We start from the raw sequence: 19175 nt of genomic DNA, 5'->3' as shown, positions 1-19175 counted from the left end.
TAGAGCCTGATAACACTAAAGCAATGGACTCTGCAGGAATCATTTGCTCACCCTGCAGAGCTGATTGGTGCAGTTTATTCGTTACATCACACTAGTGGTGGTCAGGCAATAAGATTCTATATTCCCGATCTTTCAGCGCGTTTCCTGTTGAAATCATCCTGAAACAGTGTGGCATCTCGTATCTTTTCCCGTAGTTCCTGGGAAATATCGTAGGCCTCTTGAGGATTACGAACCACTTTAGGCGTGAGTGTGACAATCAATTCCGTGCGACTGACATCCTTTGTGGTGCTGCCAAACAGACTGCCCAGAAAAGGAATCTGCATCAGACCAGGTATGCCGGTTTTGCCGCTACTGGTGTTCTCTCTTATCAATCCACCCAGAACGACGGTCTGGCCGTCATGCACAACAACGGTACTCTCTATTGTACGTTGTGAAATAGCAACATTGCCACCACCACCAATTGCAGGCGCCGATCCGGGTGTACTCACCTCCTGATTGACCTCCAGGGTGACCATCCCGCCCTCATTGATACGAGGCGTGATCTGAAGCAAGGTACCTGTATCTCTGAACTGAACTTCAGAGACAATCGGCGCATTCGGATCAGAGGTACTTTGGGAAGCTCGGGTCACGATTGGAATCTGGTCGCCAACCCGGAAACTGGCAGTCTGATTGTCGATGACCATGATCTGTGGAGCAGAAAGAAATTTAACCGAGGACTCATTTTCAAGTATATCGAAAAATACTTTCAGATCATTCAGGTTATTGAATAATCCCAGAGCAAAGCCATCACCTCCGACGCTACCAGGTAGAGGCGATCCCAAGCCACCCTCATAGGGGCGACCGCCTCCTGTGGAACCATTAAAAAACCAGCGCACACCATAGCTCAGATTATCTGAAAGTTGCACTTCAGCAATCGTTGCCTCGATCATGACCTGTTTGGGCGCTACATCCAGGCGGGTGATGGTGGCTTTGATCTTCTGGTAGTCCTTGGGGCTTGCCATTACCAGTATGGCATTGTTATCCGGGTCAGCAATTATCGTTGCAGATGATGCCGCCCCAGCTGAAGCCGATGGCTGGGCTGCACCACTCGCAGCAGCACCACTGGGCATCTGAGGCTGATCTTTGGTCAATGCGGCATTCCTATCTGCATTACTGTTATTAAGATCAATACCTGAAGCTGTCGGTGAACGGACATTTGAACGTAACAATGGGTCACTACTGCTCAACCCTCCCGAAGCAGAAGGAGTGGTCACTTCATTGCCAAAAATACTCTGAAGAATTGTGGCAATGCTCTCCGCTTTACCATTTTTGAGATGGTGAACATAGAGCCGACGATCTGGCGACTTATCGCTGCCCTGGTCAAATTGTGCAATCAAGCGGCGCGCTTCATCGATATATTTTGGCTGCTGACTGATCACCATCACCGCACTCAGGCGTTCAACGGGAATCAGTTTAATCATATGGCCCAGGGGAGAGGCTTCTCCATCCCCCAGAATGTGTTTCAGCTCTTCAGTGAGGGTTTTTGCATCAGTGTATTTCAGCGGAATCAGGCCGAAAGACATACCACTGAGCCAATCCACATCAAACATTTTAACGGTTTGCAGCAGGTTGTTGATCTTTTGGTAAGAGCCACTGAGAATCATCAGATTCCTACCAGCATCAACCCGCACCTGTTCAGCATTGGTTGTGAATGATTCGAGGATTTTTTTCATCTCCAGAGCGGAGATGTACTTCAAGGGTACGATCTGTACACCCTGGCCAGCTTTCATTTTCCCTTGCCCTTTGCCTATCGAGGGTTTCAAGGCCATCCCTTTCAACTCCCCAGCAGGCAAAATCTTATACAGCGCACCGTTGCGAACCATTACCGCACCATTCATTTGCAGAATGTTTTCCAAAATCGGTAATACCGCATCTATAGATACCGGATAAGTTGTGTGGATGGTGACTTTGCCCTGAACCTTCTCATCAATGAGGTAGTTCTCTTGCAGTATTTCCTCAAAAATAACCTTCACTACTTCACGAAGATCTACTGCTTCAAAGTTGAGGGTAATATCACCTTTTGCTGGTTGGGAACCGGCTTTCGACTGGGCATTCTGGTTGAGAAATTCACCACTCCCCTGTCGAATAAAAAATTCGGGCTCCCGCTGAACCTGCTGTGAGAGTACGAGTTCATTGCCATCCCCTGAATCTGAGCCAGGCAGTTCGGGTCTCTTGGGGGCAGTATATTGATAACCGTCATTAGCCTTTGTGTCGGAAACCTGAGGCTGTTGGGCGCAGGAAGCCATTAGCAGGGTCAGGCCTGCAGACAGAACGACTACCAACAATCTATTGTCTCTTATTCCCATTGGCTTACCTGTGGTCATTTCCTATGCTCGCAGCAGTGCGGCTAACTCAATAAATCTCTGAATATCTCTAATTCTTTGGTAGGTAGCGGCTGAACCATGTCGAATCTGTAAAAATTGAACAGAAGATCACACTCTGTATGCTTACCAATCAACATGAAAAAACTTCACTCCATCCCATCACCTCCCTGTATCTGAATCAATCAGATGTTCCCTTATACTATCTCAGCAGATTTCCGTTGATAGTATGATTCATGGGAAGGTGTATTTATGCATAGGGTAATGCCTTACCTTTGATGCATAAAAACCCTACCTGCCATCTACTGTCTTACCTTGGGCCGGTTTAATGAAAAACCACTAATCACAACCATCTATAGAGTATATGTGCTTTATATTCTTATAATTTACATACCAGGTCAGGTAGTAACATACCTCATACTCTGGTAGTAGTAGTCTGCATATCGCACTATAGGTACAAAGAATATAGTTAATAAACTGATACTGTGGAACAAGGGCCTGTTAACACTAATCGAATAGGCCCTAGTATAAACAGTATCCTTCCCCATTAAGGAACTAATCGTCTTTTATGGCGAATGCAGCATGCGACACCAACTCTCTAGCATACTTTTTGTAGTGGCAATCACCACCTATCTGCCCTCTGTAAACGCAGCAGCGATTCTCACAGCTGATGTGGAAAGGTTGGTTGCGGATGCCAGTCAACGGACATCAGTCCCCGTCATAGTCCGTTTCGAAAAAGAGTATGAAATCAGTGAGCTTAAAGAGGCCCATCGTAAAGCACATCAGTATAAGAGCGCCTCTGATAGTCAAAAAATCAATCGCAAGCAGTTTCGCACAGGTGTATTTAGCAGTCTGAAAAAGCAGACTCAGAGAGCCTCAGCTGCAGTTGCCAGGTTACTGAGAAAACATGGTGTCAAAACCGAGCTTAAGATGCTATGGACAATCAATGGTATCGCCCTCGATCTACCTGCTGATCTGGTGGATGATATCACCGGACTGCCCGGCGTTGAGCGTGTGACTGCTGATATGCGTTTAACCATGAGTTCCCCTGAGGTTGAAGACAGTGCTGCCATACCCCAGTGGAATATCGACAAACTCAATGCCCCAAATCTATGGCAGCAGGAGGTATTTGGTGAAGGTGTAGTCGTAGGCATCATGGATTCTGGTGTCGATGTCAACCACCCGGATCTTTCAGGCCGCTGGCGCGGAGGCAGCAATAGTTGGTTCGACCCCTACCAAGAACACGATCTACCGGTAGACCTTGTCGGTCATGGAACACAAGCCCTTGGACTGATTCTTGGGGGAGACGAAAGTGGTTATCAGGTAGGTTTGGCTCCTGAGGCAAAATGGATTGCCGCAAAAATATTTGATGATGGCAATCAAACAACTCTGAGCGCGATTCACCTGGCTTTTCAATGGCTGCTCGATCCGGACGGCGACCCATTGACTGATGACGCACCACATGTAGTCAACAACTCCTGGGGTTTTGCCAGCACCATCAATCAATGCTATCAAGAGTTTGGCGAAGATATTCGCCTGCTACAGGAGGCCGGCATAGGTGTCGTCTTTGCAGCAGGCAATTACGGCCCTTCTACAGCTACCAGTATCAGTCCTGCCAATAATCCTGGCGCTCTGTCTGTAGGCTCTATAGATCAATCGGAGCAGATCGAGCTCTTGAGCAGCCGCGGCCCCAATGCTTGTGATGGCGGCGCCTACCCCAAACTTGTGGCACCCGGCGCACTGGTTTTCACTACCGACCTGCTACCGATAGCCTACAACGTCGTCTCCGGCACCTCATTCGCAGCACCTCATGTCACTGGTGCTATTGCGCTGCTGAAAAGTGCCTTTCCTGAGCTACCTGTATCGCAGATCGAAACTGCTCTATATGACTCTGCAGTCGACCTTGGCGAAACAGGAAATGACGATCAATCTGGCTACGGCCTGGTTGATGTCTCAGCCGCTTATGAGCTGCTCTTCAGTAATTTCGGCTCTGATGAGCAGAGCCAGCTTATATTCAGCGAGCCCTTCTACTCTGTCAATGAATCCACACAGCAACTGATTGTCACTGTAAGGCGCATGGGAGGTACGACCGGTGAAGTCTCTGTCGACTTTGCTACCAGTGGTACTGATGCCCGCGCCAACGTCGACTATTTACGACAATCAGGACGATTAATCTTTGCCGATGGCGAGACAATGCGCAGTTTCGAGATCCCGATTATCAATGACCGGGAAGATGAGGAGAATGAGTCTTTCGTTATTAGCTTAAGCAATGTAGAAGGTAAGGCCTCTTTAGGAGATCAAAGCGAAGTCGAGGTATTGATACTTGATGATGATGGCGCGGGTTCAATTGCTTTCAGCACCGTCTCAGTTGCTGTTAATGAAGCCAATCGAGAAGCACTGATCAGCCTGGTTCGCACTGGTGGTAGTGCTGGCACTGTAGATGTTGAGTATCAAACTATCTCTGATACAGCTACTGCCGAAAGTGATTTTATTCCCACTGAGGGGAAGGTTCGTTTTCTCTCAGGAGAGACAGAAAAGCAGATCTCGGTCGAATTGATCGATGATAGCCTGTTTGAAGGCAGTGAGTTATTTCAGATAGTGTTAACTGACATCGAAGGAGAAGCAACAATCGGTGAGCCTGCATCGACAACCATAACCATACTGGATGATGACCCGGACAGCCGGTTTGCTTCGATCTCACTTGAATCCGTGAGTTATGAAATCAGGGAAAATGATGGACAAATTACTGTAAATTTGATTCGTGAAGGAAATCTCGACACTGAAGTATCTGTAGCATACAACACCCTCGATGGCTCAGCGACGAAGAGTGAGGATTATATCCCTAGAAACGGTAGAATAACTTTTGCCGAGGGTATCAGCCGTCTGCCATTATCGATTGAGATAATCAATGACACTTTGTATGAAACTGAAAGCAACTTCACCCTAATCCTATCAGATGCCAGTAACGGTGCAGTGATCTCCGATCCTGGAACGGCTATTATCCGCATAATAGAGGATGATGCACTACCCTTTGTCTCTATTCAGTCCCCTACTCCCCGTTCATCATCAAACCAGGGAAGTTCAGAGTTGGGTGGTCAACAAAGCAGTGATCAAGCGGCTGGAAAAAGTGAAGCCAAGGGTAGCTCTTCACTACAGATTTTCGATCTCAACTTAAGAGGCTATGGAGAATCGAATGGACGTGGGATGAAAACCAGCCAGGAGCAGGATGGCGATTCAAACAAGGGTTCCGATGAAGAAAACAGTGAAGATTCGTCATGTGGTTCAGACAGTGGTCACTCTAACTGTGATACTGAAACAGATGAGACAGATCAAAAGTCAGATGTGACCTCTGAAGAGAGTTTATCAAAGAGCAGTACTACCGAGGATCTATCTGAATCAAATACAGGGGGTACTAAGAGTTCAGAAGAAAACAAAACCCCTGATGCCGCAACTGATTCTAATCCCACATCACCTATTGCAGAATAACTACGACATTTGTGCCCTAGGTAGGGTGGGGCCATGCCCCACCAAAACAGGTTAAATAACTCGCTACCAATAGATTATCACTCTATATCTTGAATAAGATAATTGGCTACATTGTACTATTTTTCAACTAAATATGTTGGGGCATGGCCCCACCCTACAGCTCTATTTTTTTCCAGCATACAGATCATAATGAAGTGAAAAATATCACTGTAAGTCATGTCTCTATATACACTGCAACTGATTCTGATCCCTCATTGCTATTGCAGAATAACTTCGATATTTGCGCCTTAGGTAGGGTGGGGCCATGCCCCACCAAAACAGGTTAAATAACTCGCTACCAATAGATTATCACTCTATATCTTGAATAAGATAATTGGCTACATTGTACTATTTTTTAACTCAATATGGTGGGGCATGGCCCCACCCTACAGCTCTATTATTTTTCCAGCATACAGATCATAATGAAGTGAAAAATATCACTGTAAGTCATGTCTCTATATACACTGCAACTGATTCTGATCCCTCATTACCTAATGCAGGATAACTTCGATATTAGTGACCTAGGTAGGGTGGGGCCATGCCCCACCAAAATGGGTTAAATAACTCGCCATCAATAGATTATTACTCGATATTTAGAATAAGAAAATTGGTTATATTGTAATATTTTTCAGCTTAATAGGTGGGGCATGGCCCCACCCTACAGCACCATACAGGTCATAAAGAAGTGAAAAATATCAGTGTAAGTCTTTTCTACCAAACGCTAAAAACAGAGTCTATAACCTAAACTGATGTTGTCAGTTAGCAGTCATTACTATGACACTATTGACGTACTCTCATTTTCCTCAGGAGTCTTTTTTCTTCGATAACTCACAAAGCCCATCAGGCCAGAAGCGAAAAGCCAGGTAGCTGCAGGTAATGGCACTGGATTAGGTGGGTTGGTAGATAAGGTAAGTTCCGCGTCCATCGATAAATTATATGAGGAAAGTATTGATGGATCAGTAGCCATAAGACCAGCGCCAGCAATAGCGAATCTCTGCCCATATCTCAGATTATCAAGTGTCACCGAGAAATCCTCACCCAAATTGTATGTTTGTCTTGTGTTCAAATTGATGAGCAGAAGTTCACTATTGTACATGCCGCTATGGGTTCCACTGAAAGTTACACTGGCACTATCCCTCCAATTATATGTGCGCGTATTGAAATCGAACTCATCCCAAAATGCCCCAGAAGTATCAATTGAATAGTTACCATCCGGATTGTCAGGAGTGACATAGAAAGTTCCTACATTATAGGTAGCGGCATTAACACTAAAGATTGGAATAAGAAGAGAAGCAGCTACTAAAGTTTTTAGATATTGTCTTTTCATAATTTAGTCCCTTATTAAGTTTCTTCCGATCGACCCACGACAGAGCTTAGCATTGTAAATCCCGAAAAACGTGATCCCTGTCAAGTAAGATATTCTTTTTCATATTGAACATTAATATTTTACAATTCTATAGCGCACAACATTCAAAACCGACATAGCCAAAGATTGTTAATACTGAAATGGGAAACGCTTACCAACTAAATATACGTTGTTTCTACGTTACAGTTCATCGTAAGACTATGATCACTTAAGAGCGTTAAAAAAGAGAATCCACCAGAGTACTCTTTTTTCAAGAATATTTTTCCTCCGCCCCCTCTAACATAACTGAACAGACTATCTATACTCATGTAACAAGAGTAAAAACACTACAATCTGGAATCCCTTATGACTGATATAACAAAACTACTGGGTTCTGAGGCCGAACACCTGTTAGGCCATCAATGCAGGACTATTGATCAAACCGCACTCCATCTTCCTGGCTCCGACTATGTGGACAGGGTTGTTGCAGACAAGGACCTCAAGCCAGGCGTATTGCGCAGTTTACAGACCCTCTTCAATACTGGTCGCCTGGCAGGTAGTGGATACCTTTCAATACTACCGGTGGATCAGGGTGTCGAGCACTCAGGAGGTGCCTCCTTTGCGCCCAATCCGATCTATTTCGACCCGGCTAAAATTGTCGAGCTGGCCATTGAGGGGGGATGCAATGCGGTTGCCTCTACCTTGGGAGTGCTGGGTGCAGTGTCACGTCGCTACGCTCACAAGATCCCATTTTTGGTTAAGCTTAACCATAATGAAATGCTCACCTATCCCACGATTTACGATCAAACCCTGTTTGCATCAGTTGAACAGGCATTCGATATGGGGGCGGTAGCCGTTGGCGCCACAATCTATTTTGGCTCCTCTGATTCCCGTCGCCAGATCATGGAGATCTCTGAAGCGTTTCAACAGGCTCATGAACTGGGTATGGCAACAGTCCTTTGGGCCTATTTAAGAAACAGCGCTTTCAAGGTTGATGGCGTGGACTATCACTCTGCCGCTGATCTTACCGGACAAGCCAATCATTTGGCTGCCACCATCGCAGCAGATATTGTGAAACAGAAGCAAGCAGAGGGTAATGGCGGTTATCGAGCAGTTAATTTCGGTAAGACTCATGACAAGGTCTATAGCGACCTCACCTCTGAGCACCCAATCGACCTGGTACGTTACCAGGTAGCAAACTGTTATATGGGTAGAGCTGGACTGATCAACTCGGGGGGCGCCTCCTCCGGTCAGGGTGACCTGTCCCAGGCTGTGCGTACGGCAGTCATTAATAAGCGCGCTGGTGGCATGGGTATGATATCCGGGCGTAAGGCCTTCCAGCGTCCAATGGAGGAAGGGGTCGAGCTGCTTAATGCCATCCAGGATGTCTATCTTGACTCTAATGTGACTATCGCCTGATTGTTGGAATCTTATTCTCCCAGCAATCAAATCTGTCATATTAATGGTTATTCAATCTGGATCGAAAAATCAGGCATGCTTACTGATCCCGTCGTTGCGGCACATAACACCTACTGTCCTGATTAAATTCAACGGTAGGGTGCGGCCCTGCCGCACCATGTCCAACTGAAAAGAAAACCACCTATCGAGCCGCTATACAGACGACGCTGATGGAGATGAACAAACTACCTGGGGTTTCTGGGGAATCGACACTCTTATGGTGAGGCAGGGCCTCACCCTTGTGATGTGAGCTTGGACTCTGATTTTAGTAACTCTTATTCATGATATTTTGAAATTCACGAATGAATAGGGGGTTTTTGAGAATGGTCGCATGTCCCGCGTTAAAGCCATATAGCCGAGTAGCCTCTGTTTGCAGTGCCAATGGAATCTGACTCTCCAGGTCAACCACCCCATCGTCTCCCTCACCACTCTGATAAGAAAATACCAAGTGATAAGGCAATTTACCTGGCCAGGGCCAATTCCTGATATTGTCTAAAAATTCACTGTTTTTCGCGATATCTCTCCAGGAGGGAACGACAATTGGAGATGACTTCGCTCCAAATTCAGCACTGGCCATACCATCCATGGGGCTGTTGATTGTCATTGCCAGACCGATAACAGGCTGGTGTTCACTTTCGTAATATTTTTTAACGGTTGATCGCATCACCAACCCGCCCATACTATGAGCGATCAGATAGAATGAGTCGAATCGATATTGACTCTCTAACTGGTTGATGCTTTTCACAAGATAGTCGCTGACAATATCGAGTCTCAAGCCACTGGGATAGTGAAGCACCCAGGGTTGAAATCGACTCTCATCCAAACTTTCTGTCAACTCAGCGAACTCAAGCGGCGTACCACCAGCACCATGAATAAAAATCACCGGAATACGATCTGCTTCAGGAGCAGAGAGCATATAGAGCCCTATACCCACCTGATCTATGAAGGAGATGGGTCTCCATAATCCAAGGGTACCAATCTCACGGGAGAACCTTGGATCATCCAGAGAAACCCTCTCTCCAGTATGGTCCTGTTCAATATTAAACGAGATATTGTCTCGATTTGTTTGTTTCGATATCAGATTTTTCAGCGCCAGATTGTTCAGTTCAATATGATCACTGGCCCCAAGTACCAATGGGGTTGCAGAAAATATATCATCACCACCATATATTACTGCTGGTTCTGTTTGCTGGTAGAGATTGTCACGATTTGTGTCCTGAAATGCTGCAACATAATAGCTACCTTCCGTAGCATAGAAGCGAAATTTACCTGCGCCCTGTAGAACATATTTTCGCTCAAGTTCCGGTGCAAAATCCTCTTTTGTAAAAAGCAGAATAACTACTGGCGCATCACTCTCACTTTCGATAGTGACACTACCGGAAATAGTACCAGCCTGATTAACACCCTCGGTCTGTTGGAAAATTTCCATCAAAGAACATCCACCACTCATCACTGCAATAATGAGCATCATCAAAAGCCTGTTTGTTACTATTTGCAAGATCGGCAGTCGGGATAATAAGCCTAGATTATCGGGGGAATTTAATAGCTTCATTTTTACTTCACTACCTGTCTATTTTTTTTAATCGGCGCTAAAGTAGAGTATTAACAAAGATTATAAAAAGTCCAGCCACTGGACTGTCTGCTGGGGAGTTCAATAAAAATGAGTGGGTCAAGAAATGGCATCATCGGACTAACCATGGTCTGTCTATCTCTCTGTGGATGTAGTGAACCTCCTACGGCTGAACCGGTAGATGTGGTGCGTCCAATCAAGAGTTTTCTGATTGAAACAACGTCCAGTGGCGCTATCCGCACTTTTCCAGCACGGATTGATGCTGGTCGCAGGGCCGAACTCTCTTTTCGGGTATCCGGGGTACTCAATCAGTTGCCAGTCAAGGAGGGTGATCAGATAAAGGCGGGGCAACTGGTTGCGGCACTCGATCCAACCGATCTTGAAATCGTCTATAACGACCGAAAAGCCAACTATGACAAGGCTAATCGTAACTTTAGTCGCGCTAAGGAACTGATCAAGAAAGGCAATATCTCCAAAATGGATTTCGACAAGCTTGAAGCGGAATTCAAAAGTGCCAGCGCAACCCTGAAGGCGGCGCAGCAGGATCTCAACTACACCAAACTCACGGCCCCCTTCAATGGCAGCATTGCGCTACTCAACATTGACAACTTTGAAGAGATACAGGCCAAACAACCGGTACTCGTCCTACAGGATATTTCTGAACTCGAGGTAAAATTCGATGTACCTGAGAGCCTGCTTCGGGGATTGACATCCGCAGACAGAGAGAGAGCCAAAGAGAATGTTCTGGTTACTGTCTCCTTCGCCGACATTCCCGGCAGCCGTTTCCCGCTGACCTTTCGCGAGATAACAACCCAGGCAGATGCCAAGACCCAAACCTTTCAAATTACCTACACTATGCAAAGAGTGGATAGTGCCAATATCCTACCGGGCATGACCGCAAAGGTGACTGTTGATTTCAGTAAATTAAGTAGTGACAGCACAGTCTACACAGTACCAGCCAGCGCCATTGTTGGTGACTACAAACTTGACCCCCAGGCCTGGGTTGTAGAAGCAGAGAGCATGACCGTCGAACCCCGAGTGGTAAAGGTTGGACGTCTCCTCGGTGAAAATATTGAAGTCTTTGAGGGGTTAGAGCCTGGAGACCGTATCGTCACAGCCGGCACCCCCTTTCTGGTCAAGGGCATGAAAGTACGACTGATGCCGGACAAAGAGCAGGCCATGCAAAGAGCGGAAGATCTGAAGTACCAGTAACGGGCGACAAAAAGAAGAATCATTAAGGGGCGCACATGAATATCGGGGAATACTCCGTACGCACACCGGTCATCTCCTGGCTGCTGGTCATCATACTGGTCGGTGGTGGTCTACTCAGCTTCGACAAGATGGGCAAGTTGGAAGACCCGGCATTCACCATTAAAAATGCCAAGGTAATCACTCTCTACCCCGGTGCCTCCGCACAGGAGGTGGAAGATGAAGTAACCTACCATATCGAGGATGCTATCCAGCGCCTTGAGCAGGTCAAGCGGATCAAGATGTCGATCTCCAGACCCGGCATGTCCGACATCTCCATAGAATTCAAGGATAAATACCGGGCGGGTGACTTCCCCGACATATACGATGAGCTGCGACGCAAGATTGCAGACATGAAGAACAAGTTACCACCGGGCGCCCAGGCTCCGATGGTAATCGACGACTTTGGTGATGTGTATGGTGCCTATCTGGCTGTCACCGGTCAGGGATACACCTGGCGAGATCTATGGGATTTCGCCGACTACCTCAAACAGGAACTGGTTTTAGTGCCAGGAGTGCGTAAAGTCTCCATCGGTGGCACACAAAAAGAAGTTGTCTATGTGGATATCTCACGTGAGCGGCTCGGCGAACTGGGTATCTCTCCTTCAGCCATAGCCCAACTGCTGCAGTCCCAGAATACGGTGGTCACCGCAGGCCACGGCAGTGTCAATCGCGAACGTCTGCGTATCGTACCCAATGGCGAGTTACAGTCAGTCACCGACATAGGCGATGTAATGGTTGCCTCTGAAGATAAACGCCTTATCTATCTGCGGGACATTGCCCAAATCACCCGTGCATATGATGAAGTGCCCAGCCAGATGTACTACCTGGACGGCAGGCCGGCACTGACCATAGGTATCTCCATGCAGGCTGGTGAAAATGTGGTGGCGGTGGGTGAACTACTCAATGCCAGAGTTCATGAGCTGATCGGAAGTATCCCTGCCGGCATGCAGATTAAAGAGATCTACAATCAACCCTTGGAAGTAGAAAAGTCAGTCAGTGGATTCCTGGTCAGTGTAGGTCAGGCAGTGGCCATCGTGATCATAGTCCTGCTGCTTTTTATGGGGTTGAGGGTTGGTCTGATTATTGGCGCCGTACTTCTGATCACCGTCTCAGGCACTCTGTTGCTGATGTACATAGACGGTATCGAACTACAACGGATCTCCCTTGGCGCTCTGGTTATTGCTCTGGGTATGCTGGTGGATAATGCCATCGTAGTCGCCGAGGGAATGCTGGTACGTATGCAGAGCGGCATGAGTGCGGCCAACGCATCCAGGGAGACTGTGGCGAAGACCATCTGGGCGCTGCTCGGAGGTACTGTTATCGGCATTCTGGCCTTCTCTGCAATTGGACTCTCTCAGGACAGTACCGGTGAATTTGCCAACTCTCTATTCTGGGTCATCCTCTACTCACTGCTGCTCTCCTGGGTCACCGCAATCAGTACAACCCCCCTACTCTGTTCAATACTGCTGAAACCGGGTTCGGCTGAGGCGGGCCAGGGTGAAGACCCCTATGGTAAAGGCGTCTTTAAACTGTTTCGCGGTGTAGTAGACAGCGCCGTGCGATTGCGCTGGATTACAGTTGCCATGGTGATTGGGCTGTTTGTGCTGGCAGTGGTCGGCTTCGGCAGTGTCAAGCAGGCCTTCTTTCCTGAATCCAACACACCGATGTTCTTCGTCGATGTCTGGGAGATTGAGGGAACCGATATTCGCGCCACCCGTGAGGACACCCTGCGCATCAACCAGTTTCTGATGGAACAGGAGGGGGTGGAGCAGACCAGCATCAGCATAGGCAGCGGCCATCAACGATTCACTCTTGTCTACGACCCCAAAGAGACCTCAGCAGTCTATAGCCAGATCATCGTTCATACCGATAGCAGAGCGCGTATCGCTGAGATCTGGGCAAAGGTGGATCGCCACATCAAAGAACACTACCCCTGGACAGATCCGATTATAAAATCCATGCGCATCGGCCCAGGTAGAGACAGCAAGATTGAGGCGCGCTTTCAAGGTCCAGATCCGGTTGTATTGCGCCAACTTTCTCAGCAGGCCCAATCGATCATGCGAGCTGATTCCGAAGCAAAGGATATCCGTGACGATTGGCGGCAGCCTGTAAAACTGATTCGCCCGATTTTCAATGAGCAGGTTGGTCGTCAACTGGGTATTACTCGTGAAAACCTGGCTTCGGCACTGCAATATGCTATGGATGGAACCCCGGTAGGGCAGTTCCGGGATGGCATACGGGTACTTCCCATCTACATGCGTGCCTCTGAGGATGAACGAAGTGATGTAGGCAACCTGCGGGATATCGTGCTTTGGAGTCCGGTATTGAACCAGTCAGTGCCTGCAGCTCAGGTAATCAATGGCTTCGAAACGGTATTCGAAAATCCACTGATCCGATCCCGTGATCGTATTCAGACCATTATCGCTTCATGCAATCCAACTACAGAATTGGCCACTCCCCTGTTCAGCCGTTTAAAACCTCAAGTAGAAGCAATCGAACTACCGCCTGGTTACAATTTCAGTTGGGGTGGAGAGTATGAGGATTCGAAGAACGCACAGGCAGGATTAGCCAGCTCCCTGCCCTTCGGTTTTCTGCTCATGATTTTGGTCAGCATTCTACTATTCGGCAGACTCCGCCAGCCATTGATCATCTGGCTGACTGTACCTTTAGCCATAGTTGGTATCACCGCCGGATTGCTTGGCTTTAATGGCGCCTTTGATTTCATGTCACTGCTTGGCGCCCTATCCCTGATCGGGCTATTAATCAAGAATGCCATCGTACTCATAGATGAGATAGACCAACAGATTGCCAGCGGTAAGCAGGCCTACGACGCAATCCTTGACTCGACTGTAAGCCGTCTGCGACCAGTAGTGTTGGCGGCAGCCACCACCATTCTCGGATTGATACCACTGCTACAGGATGTCTTCTTCGTCAACATGTCACTCACCATCATGGCAGGACTGGGTTTTGCTACACTCTTGACGCTGCTATTCGTGCCAACACTCTATGCAATCATGTTTAAGATTAAACCAACCTCATAAACAGATAAGCTGAGCGCCCTTAACTATTAAGTGAGGCACCAGCAATTACACCCTGGGGCAAAGTGTCGGGAGCCGGCGAGAACTGCAGACGCTTAATTGAAGTCAGCGGTATGACATGCAGATGGCCATCGGCTTCAATAACAAATCGATCTGTCTTCATAGCGTCATTCAATTTACTCATAAGATCAAAATGATCCTTCGCTTGCTTGGGAAAGGTGAAAGTCTCATTTGAGCCATCCAGATAGTGAATTGTCAAAAAGCGACTTGCTGACATCTTTAACCTCTTTATTATGTTGGGGCCTGTTAACACTAATAGTCAATCAGAGAGTTACATCAAGCTTAGTAGTATCAGGTTATTGATTCAACACGCCTCGCCATTGGGATATTAGCATTGATATCTTGATAATATATATTTCTGCGTTACTTGAAATCAGCGACCATTGGTTTTTACTCTTCTCTGATCCATAGTAGTAGAATCGGGTTAATAACCAAACTTTCAGTAGGATTTTCAGACATTGAACCAATCAATTTTTTTGTTTCTTTTATCTCTACTACTATTTCCAGTCATAGGTCATGCAACTAATTTCAGTTCGTTGTTTGCGAAAGTAGATCCCGCTGTTGTTACACTCCATACCTATTCAAAATCCCCTCTTTCCGAAAAAGTGGATCGAGGTATTGGCACAGGTATTGTTATCAGCAACAAGGGGGATATTTTAACTGCCGCACATGTTGTTCATACAAGTGATGCTGTTCATGTCGAATTCAAGGCTTTGCTGTTACTTCAAATACCGCACGCAGATTGATGTTAGAAAGGAGCAACTTTTGGAGCGGTCTTAACGCCATTTCCATTACCCCAGATATTGCCAAGGCTATCAACTTTCCTCTTGAGCAAGGGGTGTTAGTGCAAAAAATCGCCGATGGCTCAGCTGCAGACAGATTGGGATTGCGTGAAGGCAGTGTTCCAGCAACTATTGATGGTCAAGAACTCTTGCTGGGTGGTGACATCATCGTCTCTGTTGCCGGCATTCCTCTCGATAGCCAAAATAGCCTGCAAGCAATACGAGGCAAAATTGATCAATATAAAAAAGGACAATCAATAAACATTCAGATCTATCGAAAAGGGATGTTGGCTGTTTTAAATCTTAAGAAACCCTAAACCCACTGTGACCCTCCATATTAGATCACCCTATCGATCCAGGCATTGCAAAACGCAACGATAGTTACGGATTGCAACAAACCTTACATCTCACACAATTCAGTAGTTCTACGACATTCCTGTGAATGAACGATTGCAAAATGCAACGCCATCAAATCAGCGCCTCTAATTATCTACTTACAATCAATAACTTAACGGCACCGACTCATGGCACGAACAGTGCAATAAGATCATTAAATGGTGAACATGACACTGGATGTTTATAGCTAGACAAGGCTGTCATAGGGGTGAACAGAACCAGATCATTCATGTTGCACTGCAATTCAAGCATCAGTCTCACAACATGAGACTCATGAATTTCATAGAAGTAAAAATTTCATGCAAACAACGACTCATCCTGCCTGGTGGAGCTGGTTTCTACCCTTTCTGAATTGGCTGCCAAATACGTCAAATCGTGATCTGCGTGCCGATCTATCTGCCGGAATAACCGGTGCCATTGTCGTGCTTCCCCAGGGGGTTGCCTTTGCTGCCATTGCTGGTATGCCACCGCAATATGGACTCTACGCAGGTATGATACCGGCTGTCATTGCAGCCCTCTTTGGCTCCTCGAAGCACCTTGTATCCGGCCCTACCACAGCGGCATCAATCGTACTTTTTTCAGCCCTGTCGGTTTATGCTGAACCTGGGACTATCGATTACGTCTCTCTGGCGTTGACCATGACTTTTCTTGTTGGTCTGTTTGAATTGGCCCTGGGTCTCGCACGTATGGGTGCTCTGGTCAATTTCATCTCCCACTCGGTTATTGTAGGTTTCACTGCCGGTGCAGCGATATTGATTGCTGCAAAACAGTTAAAGTACTTTTTTGGCATAAGCATGGAAGGCGGTGGTCATCTACACGATATTCTCATCCAGTTTGCTTCCCAATTCAGTCAAATCAATGTTTATGTCACCAGTGTTGCCCTATTCACCTTATTCAGTGGTGTACTGGTAAAACGCTGGCTACCGCAGATTCCATACATGATTTTTGCGATGGTATCCGGCAGTCTATTAGCATTTGGTCTGAACCAGTTTCTCGGTGAATCCATTACAGGCATTGTTACAGTCGGTGCTTTACCAGATACCTTGCCGCCTCTGTCAGCCCCCAATCTCACCCTGGAGAACATCAAGAATCTAGCCCCATCCGCATTAGCAGTCACCCTCTTTGCACTTACCGAGGCTGTATCTATAGGTCGCTCCCTGGCAGCACGTGGCGGATATCGGATCAATGGTAATCAGGAATTTGTCGGTCAGGGTCTGTCAAATATTGCCGGTGCGTTTTTCTCTGGATATGTTGCAACAGGCTCTTTCAACAGAAGCGGCCTCAACTACCAAGCAGGGGCTAAAACCCCAATAGCGGCGGTCTCAGCAGGCCTCTTCCTGATGGTGATCGTGCTCCTGGTGGCTCCATTGGCAGCCTATCTACCAAAAGCTGGCATGGCAGGCATTCTGTTTCTGGTTGCCTGGGGATTGATCGACTTTAAAGAGATCAAGCATATCCTCCACACCTCCAAACGGGAGAGTGGTGTGCTACTGGTCACCTTTTTCAGTGCGCTTTTTCTGGAACTGGAATTTGCTATCTTTGCCGGAGTGCTTCTCTCTCTTGTCCTCTACCTGGAGCGGGTTTCAAAACCTTTAATCACCTCCCGCATTCCAGATCCACGTCTTCATAAAAGAGCCTTCTCATGTAACAGCGAACTCCCCGAATGCCCACAATTGAAGTTCGTTCGCATCGATGGTTCGCTATTTTTTGGCTCGGTCAACTACGTTCAGGAGAGATTCGACAAAATAAGGTCGGAAGCACCGCAACAAAAACACCTCGCGATCATCGCCCAGGGTATCAATTTCGTCGATCTTCAGGGTGGTGAGGCGATAGCGGAAGAGGCTCGTCTTAGAAAAGAGAATCAGGGTAACCTCTATATAACCAATGTCACCAAAGGATTGTGGACCTCTTTGGAAAAATATGGCTGTCTGGATGCGACGGGAGCCAGAAACGTTTTCCAATCAAAAACCGCAGCAATCAGGGGTATATACCAAAAACTGGACAAATCGATATGCGCCAGTTGCACACAGCGTATTTTTCATGAGTGTCAGAAAAAACCTTAACAACAATAACTCACTGTCTTAGTTAGGCAAAACATATAACCTTGCTCACTAAAACCAGGGATGGGATGGCAAATTTTGGAATCCTTCTAATTGACACTTGATCGAGTGTATGTGCTACAACCGGTTTATTAACTGATCTAAGGCACTCCTGATATTTAAAGCTATTATTGTTGTTCAGGGAGGTGCCTGCAGCCTTCTCCTGAGACCAGCGGGCCATGTCAGGTCTCTTCTAATCCTGCATGGAGATGGACTGAGTAACAGTTTCTCGGCTTTGCTCTGGTGTTTGCCATGTCCCCTAGTGAATAGACTGCTTCTGGGCCAAATCGGAGGTGTTAATCTTTTTACCCCCCCTGCCGCTAGGGTTCTAATGACAGAGTACAATTTTTGGACCGCTTTTTAGATATGTGGAAGTTATCAATAATTGCAAAACCACTCCTTTGGATCCCCTTGTTGCTATTGCTAAGTGGCTGCGAAAAGGCAATAGAACCCAGCTATAAACCCACATTTTCAACCACACCGCCAATAACTGATACTGTCTATCACTTTGGTGTCCACCCCCTGCACAATCCTCAAAAGCTATATGCGGTCTTTAGCCCTCTAACGGATTATCTCAGTGAGCAAATCCCAGGGGTAAGATTCAAGCTTGAAGCATCGCGCAACTACGCCGCTTACGATAAGAAACTCTATGCCGGTGAGTTTCATTTCAGTTTACCCAACCCCTTTCAGACTATTAACGCTATCGACAAAGGCTACCGCGTATTTGCGAAGATGGGAGACGACACAAATTTCAGAGGTATCATTCTGGTCAGAAAGGATAGCGGAATCAGTCGGGTCTCAGATCTAAAAGGCAGAAAAGTCAGCTATCCTGCGCCCACTGCCCTGGCCGCCACAATGATGCCCCAATACTATCTGCAAACTAATGGGGTTGATGTCATGAAGGATCTTGATAACCGCTATGTTGGTTCTCAGGAGTCCTCGATCATGAACGTATACCTCAAACAGACAGCTGCGGGTGCTACCTGGCCACCGCCCTGGATAGCATTAGCCAAGCAAAGACCTGAGCTGGAAGAGGAATTATCGGTTATCTGGGAGACTGACTCTCTCATCAATAACAGCCTGGTGGTTCTACCCGAAGTACCGAAATCAATTGTGCAACAGGTTCATGATCTGCTCGTCAATCTGCATAAACACGAGCCTGGAAGAGAGATTTTAAGACCGATGGAACTGTCTCGATTTGAAACTGCTGAAAATCAATCTTATGATGTGGTTAGGCAGTTCATCGATAACTTTACACAGAAAGTTCGCCCTGTAGGCGGTGCTGGCTAGT

12 protein-coding genes are annotated in these 19175 nt (G+C 46.9%); 8 read left to right on the top strand and 4 right to left on the bottom strand.

Going from position 1 to position 19175, the window contains the following annotated elements; all coding sequences use genetic code 11:
• Positions 1–116: 116 nt before the first annotated feature.
• The gene (gspD, locus tag AC4IFB_RS07215; RefSeq protein ID WP_490776919.1) at positions 117–2363 is read right to left on the bottom strand and encodes a type II secretion system secretin GspD; all 2247 of its coding nucleotides are present in this window, start codon (positions 2361–2363) and stop codon (positions 117–119) included.
• Positions 2364–2942: 579 nt separating this feature from the next.
• Here gspD and AC4IFB_RS07210 point away from each other — a divergent pair.
• Positions 2943–5846, top strand: coding sequence for a Calx-beta domain-containing protein (locus tag AC4IFB_RS07210; protein WP_490779795.1), 2904 nt, complete (start codon positions 2943–2945; stop codon positions 5844–5846).
• Positions 5847–6657: 811 nt separating this feature from the next.
• On the opposite strand, the gene AC4IFB_RS07205 is transcribed toward AC4IFB_RS07210, so the two are convergent.
• Complete coding sequence (locus AC4IFB_RS07205; RefSeq protein ID WP_490779794.1) at positions 6658–7212, bottom strand: VPLPA-CTERM sorting domain-containing protein; 555 nt, start codon at positions 7210–7212, stop codon at positions 6658–6660.
• A gap of 384 nt (positions 7213–7596) precedes the next feature.
• Between AC4IFB_RS07205 and AC4IFB_RS07200 the strand changes: the two genes are divergently transcribed.
• On the top strand, positions 7597–8649 hold the full coding sequence (locus AC4IFB_RS07200) for a class I fructose-bisphosphate aldolase (RefSeq protein ID WP_490779793.1): 1053 nt from the start codon (positions 7597–7599) through the stop codon (positions 8647–8649).
• 304 nt (positions 8650–8953) lie between these two features.
• Here the strand turns inward: AC4IFB_RS07200 and AC4IFB_RS07195 are convergent, their stop codons facing one another.
• A complete protein-coding gene (locus AC4IFB_RS07195; protein ID WP_490779792.1) occupies positions 8954–10117 on the bottom strand; it encodes an esterase/lipase family protein in 1164 nt (387 codons plus the stop codon).
• 231 nt (positions 10118–10348) lie between these two features.
• Between AC4IFB_RS07195 and AC4IFB_RS07190 the strand changes: the two genes are divergently transcribed.
• Together AC4IFB_RS07190 and AC4IFB_RS07185 are read left to right on the top strand one after the other, a co-directional pair.
• Positions 10349–11470: an efflux RND transporter periplasmic adaptor subunit gene (locus AC4IFB_RS07190; protein ID WP_490779791.1), complete on the top strand. Its 1122-nt coding sequence runs from the start codon at positions 10349–10351 to the stop codon at positions 11468–11470.
• Positions 11471–11505: 35 nt separating this feature from the next.
• The gene (locus AC4IFB_RS07185; protein ID WP_490779790.1) at positions 11506–14550 is read left to right on the top strand and encodes an efflux RND transporter permease subunit; all 3045 of its coding nucleotides are present in this window, start codon (positions 11506–11508) and stop codon (positions 14548–14550) included.
• A gap of 19 nt (positions 14551–14569) precedes the next feature.
• On the opposite strand, the gene AC4IFB_RS07180 is transcribed toward AC4IFB_RS07185, so the two are convergent.
• Positions 14570–14824 (bottom strand): hypothetical protein, encoded by a 255-nt coding sequence (locus AC4IFB_RS07180; RefSeq protein ID WP_490776926.1) that lies wholly within the window; start codon positions 14822–14824, stop codon positions 14570–14572.
• Positions 14825–15065: 241 nt separating this feature from the next.
• On the opposite strand from AC4IFB_RS07180, the gene AC4IFB_RS07175 reads away from it, so the two are divergent.
• The 4 genes from AC4IFB_RS07175 to AC4IFB_RS07160 all read left to right on the top strand — a co-directional run bounded on the left by AC4IFB_RS07175 (position 15066) and on the right by AC4IFB_RS07160 (position 19174).
• A complete protein-coding gene (locus AC4IFB_RS07175) occupies positions 15066–15353 on the top strand; it encodes a hypothetical protein (RefSeq protein WP_490779789.1) in 288 nt (95 codons plus the stop codon).
• Positions 15353–15706, top strand: coding sequence for a PDZ domain-containing protein (locus AC4IFB_RS07170; protein WP_490779788.1), 354 nt, complete (start codon positions 15353–15355; stop codon positions 15704–15706). The genes AC4IFB_RS07175 and AC4IFB_RS07170 overlap by 1 nt, the downstream gene beginning before the upstream one ends.
• A gap of 378 nt (positions 15707–16084) precedes the next feature.
• Positions 16085–17848, top strand: coding sequence for a SulP family inorganic anion transporter (locus AC4IFB_RS07165; protein ID WP_490779787.1), 1764 nt, complete (start codon positions 16085–16087; stop codon positions 17846–17848).
• Positions 17849–18298: 450 nt separating this feature from the next.
• Positions 18299–19174 carry a phosphate/phosphite/phosphonate ABC transporter substrate-binding protein gene (locus AC4IFB_RS07160; RefSeq protein WP_490779786.1) on the top strand — a complete coding sequence of 292 codons (876 nt, stop codon included), beginning with the start codon at positions 18299–18301 and terminating at the stop codon, positions 19172–19174.
• Position 19175: the final 1 nt, after the last annotated feature.

The organism is Candidatus Thiodiazotropha sp. AKIB8, from assembly GCF_058244675.1.
This window is presented reverse-complemented; position numbering and strand designations above follow the sequence as displayed.

Coding starts and splice junctions, on each gene's coding strand:
- gspD (WP_490776919.1), bottom strand. CDS start 2,363: ATGACCACAGGTAAGCCAATGGGAATAAGAGACAATAGATTGTTGGTA.
- AC4IFB_RS07210 (WP_490779795.1), top strand. CDS start 2,943: ATGCGACACCAACTCTCTAGCATACTTTTTGTAGTGGCAATCACCACC.
- AC4IFB_RS07205 (WP_490779794.1), bottom strand. CDS start 7,212: ATGAAAAGACAATATCTAAAAACTTTAGTAGCTGCTTCTCTTCTTATT.
- AC4IFB_RS07200 (WP_490779793.1), top strand. CDS start 7,597: ATGACTGATATAACAAAACTACTGGGTTCTGAGGCCGAACACCTGTTA.
- AC4IFB_RS07195 (WP_490779792.1), bottom strand. CDS start 10,117: ATGGAAATTTTCCAACAGACCGAGGGTGTTAATCAGGCTGGTACTATT.
- AC4IFB_RS07190 (WP_490779791.1), top strand. CDS start 10,349: ATGAGTGGGTCAAGAAATGGCATCATCGGACTAACCATGGTCTGTCTA.
- AC4IFB_RS07185 (WP_490779790.1), top strand. CDS start 11,506: ATGAATATCGGGGAATACTCCGTACGCACACCGGTCATCTCCTGGCTG.
- AC4IFB_RS07180 (WP_490776926.1), bottom strand. CDS start 14,824: ATGTCAGCAAGTCGCTTTTTGACAATTCACTATCTGGATGGCTCAAAT.
- AC4IFB_RS07170 (WP_490779788.1), top strand. CDS start 15,353: ATGTTAGAAAGGAGCAACTTTTGGAGCGGTCTTAACGCCATTTCCATT.
- AC4IFB_RS07165 (WP_490779787.1), top strand. CDS start 16,085: ATGCAAACAACGACTCATCCTGCCTGGTGGAGCTGGTTTCTACCCTTT.